General features: G+C 73.7%; 12 protein-coding genes. 11 read left to right on the forward strand and 1 reads right to left on the reverse strand.

The genetic code is table 11. The features are described 5' to 3' along the window. The 11 genes from BUB75_RS23435 to BUB75_RS23485 all read left to right on the forward strand — a co-directional run bounded on the left by BUB75_RS23435 (position 1) and on the right by BUB75_RS23485 (position 10,323). The gene (locus BUB75_RS23435; protein WP_245806300.1) at positions 1-1,254 is read left to right on the forward strand and encodes an alanine racemase; all 1,254 of its coding nucleotides are present in this window, start codon (positions 1-3) and stop codon (positions 1,252-1,254) included. After that, positions 1,251-2,825, forward strand: a complete 1,575-nt coding sequence (locus BUB75_RS23440) for an N-acyl-D-amino-acid deacylase family protein (RefSeq protein WP_073259941.1) — start codon at positions 1,251-1,253, stop codon at positions 2,823-2,825. The genes BUB75_RS23435 and BUB75_RS23440 overlap by 4 nt, the downstream gene beginning before the upstream one ends. Before the next feature lie 92 nt (positions 2,826-2,917). Then, positions 2,918-3,571 carry a bifunctional 4-hydroxy-2-oxoglutarate aldolase/2-dehydro-3-deoxy-phosphogluconate aldolase gene (locus BUB75_RS23445; RefSeq protein WP_073259942.1) on the forward strand — a complete coding sequence of 218 codons (654 nt, stop codon included), beginning with the start codon at positions 2,918-2,920 and terminating at the stop codon, positions 3,569-3,571. Positions 3,572-3,605: 34 nt separating this feature from the next. Continuing rightward, positions 3,606-4,712, forward strand: coding sequence for a sensor histidine kinase (locus BUB75_RS23450; RefSeq protein WP_073259943.1), 1,107 nt, complete (start codon positions 3,606-3,608; stop codon positions 4,710-4,712). Between the two features lie 9 nt (positions 4,713-4,721). Further along, the gene (locus tag BUB75_RS23455) at positions 4,722-5,375 is read left to right on the forward strand and encodes a response regulator (protein ID WP_073260244.1); all 654 of its coding nucleotides are present in this window, start codon (positions 4,722-4,724) and stop codon (positions 5,373-5,375) included. A 103-nt stretch (positions 5,376-5,478) separates the two neighbouring features. Next, positions 5,479-6,048 (forward strand): hypothetical protein, encoded by a 570-nt coding sequence (locus tag BUB75_RS23460; RefSeq protein ID WP_073259944.1) that lies wholly within the window; start codon positions 5,479-5,481, stop codon positions 6,046-6,048. Between the two features lie 27 nt (positions 6,049-6,075). Further along, complete coding sequence (locus BUB75_RS23465; RefSeq protein ID WP_073259945.1) at positions 6,076-6,978, forward strand: ABC transporter ATP-binding protein; 903 nt, start codon at positions 6,076-6,078, stop codon at positions 6,976-6,978. Beyond that, complete coding sequence (locus BUB75_RS23470; protein WP_073259946.1) at positions 6,975-8,183, forward strand: ABC transporter permease; 1,209 nt, start codon at positions 6,975-6,977, stop codon at positions 8,181-8,183. The genes BUB75_RS23465 and BUB75_RS23470 overlap by 4 nt, the downstream gene beginning before the upstream one ends. Continuing rightward, entirely contained in the window at positions 8,180-9,181 is a 1,002-nt protein-coding gene (locus tag BUB75_RS23475; RefSeq protein WP_073259947.1) for an ADP-ribosylglycohydrolase family protein, read from the forward strand. The genes BUB75_RS23470 and BUB75_RS23475 overlap by 4 nt, the downstream gene beginning before the upstream one ends. Before the next feature lie 18 nt (positions 9,182-9,199). After that, entirely contained in the window at positions 9,200-9,901 is a 702-nt protein-coding gene (locus BUB75_RS23480) for an alpha/beta fold hydrolase (RefSeq protein WP_073259948.1), read from the forward strand. A gap of 5 nt (positions 9,902-9,906) precedes the next feature. After that, positions 9,907-10,323, forward strand: coding sequence for a TIGR03668 family PPOX class F420-dependent oxidoreductase (locus BUB75_RS23485; RefSeq protein ID WP_073260245.1), 417 nt, complete (start codon positions 9,907-9,909; stop codon positions 10,321-10,323). Positions 10,324-10,331: 8 nt separating this feature from the next. Here BUB75_RS23485 and secA2 read toward each other — a convergent pair whose 3' ends face one another. Further along, the gene (gene secA2 / locus BUB75_RS23490; RefSeq protein WP_218617722.1) at positions 10,332-12,677 is read right to left on the reverse strand and encodes an accessory Sec system translocase SecA2; all 2,346 of its coding nucleotides are present in this window, start codon (positions 12,675-12,677) and stop codon (positions 10,332-10,334) included. Between the last annotated feature and the right edge of the window lie 5 nt (positions 12,678-12,682).

Here is a 12,682-nt window from a genome sequence, read left to right on the forward strand (position 1 = left end):
GTGCGATACGACGCGGAGACGCTGGGACTGCTCGGGCCGGAACGGAAGGCCGTACCGGTCGCGGCGTGGGGCCGGACCGCGGCCGCGTTCGTCGCCGGGAAACCTGGCCTCGCCGACCTGCCGACGCCGGTGGTGACGCTCGACGACGGCGCGGTCACCGACAACCTCGCCGCGATGGCGGCCTGGGCCCGGGCGGCCGGCGTCGACCTGGCGCCGCACGGTAAGACGACGATGGCGCCGACGCTCTGGCGCGCCCAGCTGGACGCCGGTGCCTGGGCCGTGACCGTCGCGACGCCCTGGCAGCTGGGGGTCGCGCTCACCGAGCGCGTACCGCGCATCCTCGCCGCGTACGCCGTGCTCGACCTGGGCGTGCTCGGCCTGCTGTCCCGGCCGCGGACGTCCCGGGTGCTGGTCTGGGCCGACGGAGTGGACGTCGTCGAGGCGATGGCGCCGCACGTGGCCGACGCGGCGCAGCCGATCGACGTCCTGATCGACCTCGGCGCACCGGGCGGACGCACCGGGGCGCGGTCGGTGGAGGAGGCGGTCGCCGTCGCCCGTGCGGTGGTGCGTACTCCGGGCGTGCGGCTCGCCGGGGTCGCCGGGTACGAGGGGTCGCTGGCCCACGACGCCTCGCCGGACAGCCTCGAACGGGTACGAACCTACTTGGCGCAGTTGGCCACACTCCACACCGCACTCCGCGACCTCTACGACGGCGAGGCGATCGTCACCGCCGGCGGCAGCGCCTACTTCGACCTGGTCGCCGACGCGCTCGCACCCCTCCACGACCCGCCGGCCACCCGCGTCGTCGTCCGCGCCGGCGCCTACCTGGCGCACGACGACGGCTTCTACCGCGGGATCTCGCCGGCCAATCGCGACGCCGGCCCGAGATTCCGCTCCGCGTTGCACGGCTGGGTGCGGGTGATCTCGCGTCCCGAACCCGGCCTCGCGCTCGCCGACGGCGGCAAGCGTGACCTGCCGTTCGACGAGGGCCTCCCGGAGGTGCAGGCGGTCCGCCGGGGCGCGACCGGCGCCACCGAACCGCTGGACGGCGCCGAGGTCACCGCGCTCGCCGACCAGCACACGTTCCTGCGGCTGTCCGGCGACGCCGAGTCGCTCGCGGTCGGCGACGTGGTGCGGCTCGGCCTGTCCCACCCGTGCACGACGTTCGACAAGTGGAGCCTGCTACCGGTCCTGGACGACGCTCATCGCGACCAACCGGTCGTCGTCGACGTCGTCCGGACGGTGTTCGGATGAACACGCTGATCCGCGGCGCCACGGTGATCGACGGCACCGGTACCCCCGGCTACCGCAGCGACGCGCTGATCGTCGACGGGCGGATCGCGGCCCTCGGCACGGTGCCCGCGGACGGCCGCGTCCTCGACGCCGACGGTCTGGTGCTCGCCCCCGGGTTCATCGACATGCACGCCCACTCCGACCTGGCCGTGGTCACCGACCCGCAGCACCTCGCGAAGACCACCCAGGGCATCACCACCGAGGTCGTCGGCCAGGATGGCCTGAGCTACGCGCCGGTCGACGACGTCACGCTGCCGATCCTGCGCGAGCAACTCGCGGGCTGGAACGGCGTTCCCGCCGACATCCCCTGGCGGAGCGTCGGCGAGTACCTCGACCGGGTGGACGCCGGAGCGGCCGTCAACGTCTGCTACCTCGTGCCGCAGGGCAGCGTCCGGATGCTCGTCGTCGGCACCGAGGACCGGCCGGCGACGCCGGGCGAGGTCCGCCGGATGACCGACCTGGTGCGGATCGGCCTGGCGGAAGGCGCGGTCGGGATGTCCAGCGGCCTGACCTACGTACCGGGCATGTTCGCCGACACCGACGAACTGGTCGCGCTGTGCCGGGTGGTCGCCGAGGCCGAGGGCTTCTACGCACCGCACCAGCGCTCCTACGGTCGCGGCGCGCTGGAGGCGTACGCCGAGATGGTCGAGGTCGCCCGCCGCAGCGGTGTCGCGCTGCACCTCACGCACGCGACGATGAACCACTCGGTCAACCGCGACCGCGCCGGTGAGCTCCTGGCGCTGGTGGATGCCGCCCTCGCCGACGGGGTGGACGTCACGCTCGACACCTACCCGTATCTGCCCGCCTCGACGACGCTCGCCGCGATGCTGCCCAGCTGGTCGTCCACCGGTGGGCCGGACGCGGTGCTGCGGCGGCTGGCCGACCCGGCGGCGCTGGCCCGGATCCGTGAGGCGCTCGAGGTCACCGGCTCCGACGGGTGCAACGGCTGCACCGCGGACTGGGACACGCTGCAGATCGCCGGGGTGCGGAACCCCGCGCTGAGCGGTGCGGTCGGTTCCACGATCGCGTCGCTGGCCGCCGCGTTATCCCAGGACCCGTTCGAGGTCTTCGTCGACGTGCTGCGCCGCGACCGGCTCGGCACGACGATCCTGCTGCACGTCGGCCACGAGTCGAACGTCCGAACGATCATGCGGCACCCGAGGCACACGGTCGGCAGCGACGGCCTGCTGGTCGGCGCACGCCCGCACCCGCGGGCGTGGGGCACGTTCCCGCGCTACCTCGGCCACTACGTGCGCGAGGAAGGCGTGCTGGAGCTGGCGGAGTGCGTGGCGCGGATGACGTCGCGCCCGGCGGCGCGGCTCGGGCTGTCCGACCGGGGCGTGGTGCGGGAGGGGGCGGTCGCCGACCTGGTGCTGTTCGATCCGGCGACGGTCGCCGCCGGGGCCACGTTCGACGATCCGCGGCGGCCCGCGGTCGGGATCCCGTACGTGTTCGTGAACGGCGTCCCGGTGATCGACGACGGCCGCCGCACCGACGCGCTGCCCGGGCGATCGCTGCGGCGGGCCGCATGAGCGAATCAGCGGCGGGCCGCATGAGCGAATCAGCGGCGGGCCGCATGAGCGAATCAGCGGCGGGCCGCATGAGCGAATCAGCGGCGGGCCGCATGAGCGCGCTGGACACGATGTTCGCCGACCGGGTCGTGTGCGTGGTGCGGGCGCCGGTGCTGCCGGACGCGGCCGCGTTGTGCGGGGCGCTCGCCGCGGGCGGCATCCGCACCGTCGAGCTGACGTTCACGACCCCGGACGTGCTGCGGCATCTGGCCACGGCCTCAACCGTCTCCGGAGTGACCGTCGGCGCCGGTACCGTGCTGACCGCCGAAGACGCCCGCGCCGCCCTCGACGCCGGGGCCCGTTTCCTCGTCACGCCGGGGGTCGCGCCCGACGTCGCCGCGGTGGCGCGCGAGGCGGACGTGCCGCTCCTGATGGGGGCGCTGACACCGACCGAGGTGCGGGCGGCGTCGTCGCTGGGCGCGGACGCGGTGAAGATCTTCCCGGCGTCGGCGTTCGGGCCGCGCTACCTCCGTGACCTGCACGGGCCGTATCCCACGTTGCGCCTGGTCCCGTCGGGGGGCGTCACCGCGTCCAACGCGGCCGAGTACCTGGCGGCCGGCGCCGCCGCGGTCACCGCCGGGACCGGCGTCGTGCCCCCCGACGCGGTCGCCGCCGCCGACTGGCCCGGCGTCACCCGGCGCGCGCGGGACTTCATCGCCCACCTCCCCCGTCGCGCGGGGGAGGGGGCGGATCGCTCGGGCGAGTGAGGCGCGGCGGCAACGCAGCGGGCAGACTGGGGCGGTGCGCGCCCGGACGATCGATCTGCTGGTCACCGCCGCGGTCGCGGTGCCGGTGGCCGGGCAGATCGTCAGCGCGGAACCCAGCGACGTCGACGCGCTCGGCATCGCGCTCAACGCGGGCACGGTCGTCCCGTTGTACTGGCGGCGCCGCGCACCGTTCGCGATCACGGTCGTCGTCCTGCTGATCGGACTGGCGGCCTCCGCCTACGCGCAACCGGGCCAGCAGCTGCAGTACGGCGCGCTGGTGGCCACGTACACGGTCGCCGACCTCGCCGAACGCCCCTGGCAGCGCTGGGCGGTGCTGCTCGGCGAGTGCGCGGTGATCCCACCCGGCGCGATCTGGATCAAAGACAACACGCTGCCCGAATTCCTGTTCACGCTGCTGTTGCCGATCGCCGCCTGGATGCTCGGCACGGTCGCCCGCCTGCACCGCGAACGCGCCGACGCGCTGGCCGACCGGGCCGCCGAGCTGGAGCGGCAGCGCACCGCCGACGCCGCCAGGGCCGTCGCGGAGGAACGCGCCCGGATCGCCCGCGACCTGCACGACGTGCTGGCCCACGCGGTCAGCGTGATCGTCGTGCAGGCCGAGGCAGGCCCGCTGGTGGTGCGCTCGGACCCGGACCGCGCCGAGCGCGTCTTCGACGCGATAGCCAGTTCCGGACGCGATGCGATGGCGCAGCTCCGGCGCTCGCTCGGCGTCCTTCGTACCGCGGGGGACGCTCCGGCGCTCGCACCGCAGCCGACGGTCGCCGCGATCCCCGACCTGGCCGAGCGGGTCCGGGGTACCGGGCTGCGCGTCTCGGTCGACACCGTCGGCGAGCCGGTGCCGCTCCCGGTGGACGCCGAGCTCGCGGCGTACCGCATCGTCCAGGAGGGACTGACGAACACGGTGAAGCACGCCGCCGCGACGACGGTGACCGTGACGCTCGGCTGGCAGCCGGACGGGCTGCGGGTGGCGGTCCGTGACGACGGCCGGGGCGGGCCACCGGGGACGGGTGGGCAGGGTTTGGTGGGGATCCGGGAGCGTGCCACGGCGTGCGGTGGTACCGCTTCGGCCGGTCCGGTCGAGGGAGGGTTCCTGGTGACGGCGTGGCTGCCGCGATGCTGAGTGACCGAAATGATTAGTATCGTCGTGGCCGACGACCAAGAGTTGGTGCGCAGCGGTTTCACGATGATCCTGGAGGCGCAGCCGGACTTCACCGTGGTCGCCGAGGCCGGTGACGGTCTGGCCGCGGTGGCCGCCGCGTCCGCGCACGACCCGGACGTCGTCCTGCTCGACGTGCGGATGCCGAAGCTGGACGGGCTGGGTGCCGCACGCCGGATCTGCGCCGGGACCAGCGCCAAGGTCATCATGCTGACCACGTTCGACCAGGACGACTACGTCTACGACGCGCTGGCCGCCGGGGCGAGCGGGTTCCTGCTCAAGGACCTGCGCCGGGACGACCTCGTGCACGCGGTGCGGGTGGTCGCCGGCGGTGAGGCGCTGCTCGCCCCGACCGTGACCCGGAGGCTGATCGCCGAGCTGACCCGGGCCAGGGCGCGCGGCCAGGTGGCACCCGGGCGGTTGAGCGCGCTGACGCCGCGCGAGCAGGAGACGCTCGCGCTGCTCGGCCGGGGGTTGTCGAACGCGGAGATCGCGGCCGCGCTGGTGGTCAGCGAGCACACCGTGAAGACGCACGTGAGCAACGTGCTGGCCAAGCTCGGGCTCCGCGACCGGATTCAAGCCGTGATCGCGGCCTACGAGACGGGCCTGATCGTCCCCGGCAGCTGATCGTCCACATATCAAGAAGGGCCGGATCCCTCGGGCGGCGGAGCGCGGAACATCGCTCGGGACGGCGATGCACCGGGCAGGGCCCCCGCCGAGGGTGGAACGCATGAATCGCTACCTCGCCGCCCCACTCCTGCTCCTCGGTTACGGGCTCGTGCGGCTCGTCGACGGCCTCGACGGCAGCCACGGCCCCGGCCCCGCCTGGACGATCGGCCACCTGCTGTTCCTCGCGGCGCTGGTCGGGTTCGGAGCGGTCACGCTCGACCTGCGCCGCCGGATCGGCTCGCTGCCCGCGCTGCTCACCACCGTCGCGGTGGGGCTCGGTCTGCTCGCGTTCGCCAAGGTGGTGATCGTCGACCTGATCGTCGGGTTCGGCGCGGCCGACCGGGCGGAGATGAACCTGCGCTACCGGGACTACGAGACCCCCGCCGACCCCGCGCTCGATTTTGTCGGGATGCTGTTCCCGCTCGGCCTCGTCGTCCTGCTGGCGCTGCTCGCGGTCGCGGGCCGGACCGCGTGGTGGAGCCCGCTGCTCGCGCTGGGCGGTTTCGTCGTGCTGACGATCGAGCTCGACCTCCTGCCGCTCGGGGCGTTGCTCCTGCTCGGCGCCCTGTTCACGGCCTCCAGGCCGAGCACGCCCCGCGTCGAACCCGTTGGCGCGGGTAAGGCAGTCTGAGAGGGCAGCCGAACGGGGAAGGGTTCGATGGCCGACAGCACGCTGGAGTTCGACGGCACCACCAAGCGGTACGGCGATCTCGTCGCCCTCGACGACCTGTCGTTCGACGTCCGGCCGGGGGAGCTGTTCGGGTTCGTCGGCAGCAACGGCGCCGGGAAGACGACCGCGATGCGCATCGCGCTCGGCGTGCTGTCCGCGGACGGCGGTGAGGTGCGCTGGAAGGGCGCGCCGATCACGCTGGAGGCGGCCCGCCGCATCGGGTACATGCCGGAGGAGCGCGGCCTCTACCCGAAGATGACGGTGGCCGACCAGCTGGAGTACCTGGGGCGTCTGCACGGGATGAGCCGGGCCGACGCCCGCGCGGCGACCGCGGAGTGGACCGAGCGGCTCGGGCTCGCCGAGCGTCGCAAGAGCGAGATCGGCGCGCTGAGCCTCGGCAACCAGCAGCGCGTCCAGCTCGCCGCGGCGCTGCTGCACGGGCCCGAGCTGCTGGTGCTCGACGAACCGTTCTCCGGTCTCGACCCGGTGGCGGTCGACGTGATGAGCGGGGTGCTCGCCGAGCGGGCCGCGGAGGGCGTCCCGGTGCTGTTCTCCAGCCATCAGCTCGACCTCGTGCAGCGACTCTGCGACCGGGTCGGGATCATCCGGTCCGGCCGGCTGGTCGCCTGCGACTCGGTGGACGCACTGCGCAGCACCGAGCGCCAGCTCACGGTCGACGTCGGCGCCCCGTGGGAACCCGCGCTGCCCGGCGTCCGGATCGTTCGTACCGACGGAACCCGGCACGTGCTCGAGCTGGACGACGACGTCGACGACCAGGACGTGCTGCGCTCGGCGCTGGCCGCCGGGCCGGTCGCGGAGTTCCGTCCGTATCGCCCGACGCTCACCGAGCTGTACCGCACGGTCGTCACCGACGGGGAGACCACTCGATGAACACCTCGTCGATCGTCTGGCTGGTCGCGTCGCGGGAGCTGCGGACGCGCCTGAGGGCGAAGTCGTTCGTCATCGGGACACTCGGACTGCTGGCGGCGATCACCGGGTACCTCGTGCTCAGCGCGTGGCTCGCCAGTTCGTCCGGGCCGGTGATCGGGCTCTCCGGCCCGATCAGCCAGCTGCGCCCGGCCATCGAGGCCGTCGCCGAGAGCCTCGACGAGGACATCGAGGTCCGGATCGTCGGCAACGTGGACGACGCCCGCCGCGAGGTGCGGGACGGCGACCTGGACGTGTTGCTCATCGGCTCGGCGCCCGCCCCGGTCGCGGTGGTGGACGAGGAACTGGACGACAGCGTCCGCGGCATCCTCACCGCGGTCCTGCAGCAGCAGGCGCTCGAACGCGCGCTGGAACGGGCCGGTGCCGATCCGGCGGCGGTGCAGCAGGCGGTCGCCGGGGCCGGGGTCCGGGTCGACGCGCTGTCCGAACGCGACCCGCTGGAGGGCGAGCGGCTCGTGCTCGCCGCGGTCGCGATGACGCTGCTCTACATCGCGCTGATCACCTACGGCAGCGGCGTGGCGCAGGGCGTCGTCGAGGAGAAGACCAGCCGCGTCGTGGAGTTGCTGCTGGCCACGGTCCGCCCGTGGCAGCTGCTGATGGGCAAGATCCTGGGCATCGGGCTGGTAGGGCTGGTCCAACTCGTGATCCTCGGCGGCGTCGGGTTGATCGGGGCGACGCTCGCGGGGCAGCTCACGTTGCCGGCCGCCGGCGTCGGGACGTTCGTCTCGCTGCTCGGCTGGTACCTGCTCGGGTTCTTCCTGTTCGCGTCGCTGTTCGCGGCCGCCGGTGCGCTGGTGTCGCGGTTCGAGGACATGCAGAGCGTCATCTCGCCGCTGATCATGCTGCTGGCGATCGTGTTCGTCGTCGGGTTGAACCTGCTGATCCGGGATCCGCGCAGCGAGCTCGTCGAGGTGCTGTCGCTGATCCCGCCGTTCACGACGATCCTGATGCCCGCCCGAGGGGCGCTGGGCGTGGCCCCGGCCTGGCAGATCATGCTCGCGGTCGTCCTGACGCTGGTCGCGCTCGCGGTCACCGTGCGGCTCGCGGGCGCGGTGTACCAGCGCGGCGTGCTGCACACCGGCTCGCGGCTCTCGCTCCGCGCCGCCCTCCGCGGCCCGGACCGGCCGAAGTCCTCGAACCGGGCATGAGCCGCGCGCCGCGGGATCGCGCGGTCGGTGCGCTGGTCGGGCTGGCACTCGGTGACGCGCTCGGGATGCCGACCCAGAACCTGCCCCGCGACGTCGTCCGCGACCGCTACGGCGACGTGCTGGACAACCTCCACCCGGGCCCGGACGACAACCAGATCAGCCGCGGCCTGCCCGCCGGCCGGGTCACCGACGACACCGACCAGGCGGTTCTCCTCGGCGAACTGTTCGTCGCCGGGAACGGTCGGGTCGATCCGGTCGCGTTCGCCGACCGCCTCCTGCGGTGGGCGGAACACCAGGAAGCGATCGGGTCCGCGGACCTGCTCGGCCCGTCGACCCGCCGGGCACTGACGCTGCTCGGCGAGGGCGTCCCGCCGGAGGAGACCGGGCGGTGGGGCGACACCAACGGTGCCGCGATGCGCATCGCGCCGATCGGCGTCGGCGTTCCGGTCGATCCGCTGCCCCGCCTGGTCGACGCCGTCGCGCAGGCGAGCGGCGTCACCCACTCCACCGGCGTCGCGATCGCCGGTGCCGCGGCGGTCGCGGCCGCGGTCAGCGCGGGCATCGACGGGAGTCCGCTGGACAACTCGCTCCGGCTCGCCGTCGACGCCGCCCGCCTCGGCGCCGCCCGCGGCTCCTACGTGCCCGGCGCCGACGTCGCGGCCCGCATCACCTGGGCGTTGGAGCTGGTCGGCGGGCGGCCCCCGGCCGAAGCGCTGGACCTGATCTATCGCCTGGTCGGCACCGGCCTGGCGACCCAGGAGGCGGTGCCTGCCGCGCTGGCCGTCGCCGCGCTGTTCCCCGACGACCTCTGGGACGCCTGCCGCCACGCCGCGAGCCTCGGCGGCGACTGCGACACGGTGGCGGCGATGACCGGCGCGGTCGTCGGCGCACACACCGGCGCCGGCGGCGTGCCGCACACCGCACGCGAGCGGCTGCGCGCAGCCAACCCCTCCCTGGAGCTGACCACGCTCGCCGATCAACTACTGGCGCTGCGCTAATCGGGGTATGAACCTCGCATGTCGGACATCCATGAGGGGCTGCGGTGCCGATCGGTCGGCACCGCGCGGCCCGGCGTCCCGCAGATCGTGATGGTGCAGGGTCTCGCGGTGGCCGACTACCTGCTGCCCGGCCTGGCCGGCTTTGCCGGCTGGACCCGCGCCCACCTGCTGGAACTGCCCGATCGCCTGCTCTCGGTGCCGGGCTACGCCCGGTCGGTCGCCGAGTGGCTGGACGCCAGGCAGCTCGGCCCCGTCGTCCTCGGCGGGCATTCCAGCGGGACGCAGATCGCCGCGGCCGCCGCGGTCGGGCGCACCGACGTCGTGCTCGTGCTCCTGGTCAGCCCGATCGTCGACCCGGCCGCGCGCAGCGTGCTCCGGCTCGGGGCGCGCTGGCTGAGCGACGGCAGGCAGGAAAAGCCCGGGCTGATCTCCTGGCAGTGGCCCGAGTGGCGGGAGGCCGGACCGCGCCGGATCGTCCACTTGATCCGGACGCACCTGCGGTACCGCATCGAGGAGCCGCTCGCCCGGCTCGAGACACCCGCGCTCGTCCTCCGGGGCAGCGAAGACCGGCTCGGCACGCCGGACTGGTGCCGCCGGCTCGCGGCACTGACCCCGGGCGGGCGGTACGTCGAGGTACCCGGTGCGCACTCGTTCTTCTGGGACGATCCGCACGCGTGGTCGGATCCGGTACGGCAGGCGGCGCTGGCCGCGCCACACTGACGGTCGTGCAGCTCTCCGAGACCGAGGCCCGTCGCCGGCTGACCGACGCGCGGGTGGTGCACCTCGCTACGGCGGACGCCGCCGGGGTGCCCCATCTCGTCCCGGCGACGTTCGCGCTGCACGCCGACACCGTCGTGATCGCCGTCGACGCCAAACCCAAGCGCCACCAGCGCCTCAAACGGCTGGACAACCTCGCCGCGAACCCGCGGGCGTGTGTGCTGGCCGACCGGTACGACGACGACTGGACGCAGCTGTGGTGGGTCCGCGCGGACGGCGTCGCCCGGATCCTCACCGGGCCGGACGAAACCCGCGAGCCGATCGACCGGCTGGCCGCGAAGTACCCGCAGTACCGATCGCAACGGCCGGCCGGCCCGGTGATCGCGCTGCGGGTGACCCGCTGGATCGGCTGGGCGTACCGGTAGCGGACCGGTCAGCGGCGGACCAGCGCGGAGAAGAAGCCGTCCTCCGCGTTCTGGAACGGGGTGTCGGCGACCAGGTACGTCCACGTCGACGTCGGCCGCCGGAGCCCCGCGTCGGCGAGGTCGATGCCGTCCGGGGTGAGCTCCGCGGTCGTCAGCGTCTCGCCGGCGGCGTCCCGGATGTGCCGCCGCAGCGCGCGGAACGCGTCGACGGCGACCGCGTTGAACTCGTCCACCGGCGTCTCCCGCGCGAGGATCCGCAGGTGGATGCCCTCCCGCGCGGAGGCGAGCGAGGCCAGGTGCTCGGCCCAGGCCTCGTCGAGGTGGAACAGCAGTGTGGCGACCGCGGCCGCACGGGCGGCGTCGATCCCGTCCTCGGCCTCCTGCTTGTCCAAGCGGGTGCGGGCGTCCGGCGTCAGCCACTCCGCGAGGTCGTAGTGATCCTCGGCGGCGAGGATCTCCGCGCGCCACGCGAGCGTGGCCGCCCGCTGGTTCTCGACGATCTCGTTGTACCGGACGGTCTTGCGGTGGATCTGGTCCAGCTTCCCGGCGGCGACCCGCTGGGCGTGCTCGACGTGCCGCAGCAACGCACGGTCGAGGATCCGGCCGTCGGCGTTCAGCTTCCGCAGCGCCGGCCGATCCGGGGCGTGTTCGAGGACGACCTCGTCCTCGAGGCTGGTGAAGAACACCGACCGGCCGGGGTCGCCCTGGCGTCCGGAGCGACCGCGGAGCTGCCGGTCGAGGCGCGCGGAGTCGTATCGGCCGATGCCGACGACGCAGAGCCCGCCGAGCTCCCGCACCTCGTCGGCCAGCTCCGGCTGGGTGTCGGCCGCGGTTCCCCCGAGCCGGATGTCGACGCCACGCCCGGCCATCTGCGTCGACAGCGTCACCGCGCCGCGGCGGCCCGCCTCGGCGATGATCTCCGCCTCCTCGTCGTCGTTGCGGGCGTTGAGCACGACGTGGTCGATGCCGGCGGCGTCCAGCCGGGTGCTCCACGCCTCCGACGTGGCGACGTCGCGGGTGCCGATCAGCAGCGGCTGACCGGTGCCGTGCACCTCGGTGAGGAACTCCAGCAGCGCCTCGTCGCGGTACTCGGCGTCGGCGTACAGCCGGTCGTCCTCGTCGACCCGGATCAGCGGCGTCGCCGGGGGCACGACGCCGATCCGCAGGTCGTAGAACTCGGCCATCTGCCCGGCGGCCTCGCGGGCGCTGCCGCTCATGCCGGTGACCGTGGGGTAGCCGGTCACCAGCGCCCGGATCAGGATCTGGTCGCGGACCTCACCGGCGGGGGAGACGTCGAGGTCCTCTTTGACCTCCACCGCGGTCTGCAGCCCGTCCGGCCAGCGCTGCCGGTCGACGGTGCGGCCGCGGGAGGCGCTGATGATCTCGACACGGCCGTCGCGGACCAGGTAGTCGACGTCGCGCTCGACCAGCACCGCGGCGTGGAGCGCGAGGTTCGCCGCGGTGAGGAGGGCGACGTGCTCGGGCTGGAACAGGTTGTCGACCCCGAGGTGCTCCTCGATGCTGCGGATGCCGGCGTCGGTGAACGACGCGTTGCGCCGGTCGTCGTCCACCTCGTAGTGGCGGTGGACGCGCAGGTGGCGCACGTGCCGCGCGAGGCTCCGGGAGACGTCGATCGTGCCGGCGTCGCCGGCCAGCACCAGCGGGACCAGGGCCTCGTCGAGCAGCACCGCGTCGATCTCGTCGATGATCGCGACGTCCCGCTGGTCGAGCACGCGCTCGTCGGGCACCGTGCGCTGCCGGTCGCGCAGCAGGTCGAACCCGACCTCGTGGACCGGCGCGTACACCACGTCGCTCAGGTAGGCGGCCCGGCGCTCGTCGTCGGTGAGCTCGGACGTCACGCCGCTCACCGTGAGCCCGAACCAGTCCAGGAACTCCGCCGACCAGCGGGCGTCACGGCGGGCGAGGTAGTCGTTGACCGACAGCACGTGGACGCGGCGCCCCGCGCACCCGTACGCGGCGGCGACGAGGACACCGACCAGCGTCTTGCCCTCGCCGGTGGCCATGTCGACGACGTGGCCGCGAACCATGTTCACGACGGCGAGCAGCTGCGGATCGAACGCGTCGAGGTCCCAGACCCGGCGTCCGATCTCGCGCGCCACGGCGCAGAACTCGGCGAGCGCTTCGTCGTCGAGCTCCGCGCCGGTGCGCAGTGCGGTGGCCGCCGCACGCAGCTCGTCGTCGTCCAGCGCGGCGGTCTCGTCCCGTCGCTCGTTGGCGGCGGTCACCAGGGGCTGGAGCCGCGTCAGGTTCGCGGTGCCCGGTTCGTTCCGAAACCGGGCCACCGAACTACTCAGCCATCCGCGCCACGCGGCCGTCATCCCTGTCGAACTCACGTGCC

It is taken from the genome of Cryptosporangium aurantiacum (genome assembly GCF_900143005.1).
Taxonomy (GTDB): Bacteria; Actinomycetota; Actinomycetes; order Mycobacteriales; family Cryptosporangiaceae; genus Cryptosporangium; species Cryptosporangium aurantiacum.

Excerpts from the sequence above, each read along its gene's own strand:
- BUB75_RS23440 (WP_073259941.1), top strand. The coding sequence starts at position 1,251 with ATGAACACGCTGATCCGCGGCGCCACGGTGATCGACGGCACCGGTACC.
- BUB75_RS23445 (WP_073259942.1), top strand. The coding sequence starts at position 2,918 with ATGAGCGCGCTGGACACGATGTTCGCCGACCGGGTCGTGTGCGTGGTG.
- BUB75_RS23455 (WP_073260244.1), top strand. The coding sequence starts at position 4,722 with ATGATTAGTATCGTCGTGGCCGACGACCAAGAGTTGGTGCGCAGCGGT.
- BUB75_RS23460 (WP_073259944.1), top strand. The coding sequence starts at position 5,479 with ATGAATCGCTACCTCGCCGCCCCACTCCTGCTCCTCGGTTACGGGCTC.
- BUB75_RS23465 (WP_073259945.1), top strand. The coding sequence starts at position 6,076 with ATGGCCGACAGCACGCTGGAGTTCGACGGCACCACCAAGCGGTACGGC.
- BUB75_RS23470 (WP_073259946.1), top strand. The coding sequence starts at position 6,975 with ATGAACACCTCGTCGATCGTCTGGCTGGTCGCGTCGCGGGAGCTGCGG.
- BUB75_RS23475 (WP_073259947.1), top strand. The coding sequence starts at position 8,180 with ATGAGCCGCGCGCCGCGGGATCGCGCGGTCGGTGCGCTGGTCGGGCTG.
- BUB75_RS23480 (WP_073259948.1), top strand. The coding sequence starts at position 9,200 with ATGTCGGACATCCATGAGGGGCTGCGGTGCCGATCGGTCGGCACCGCG.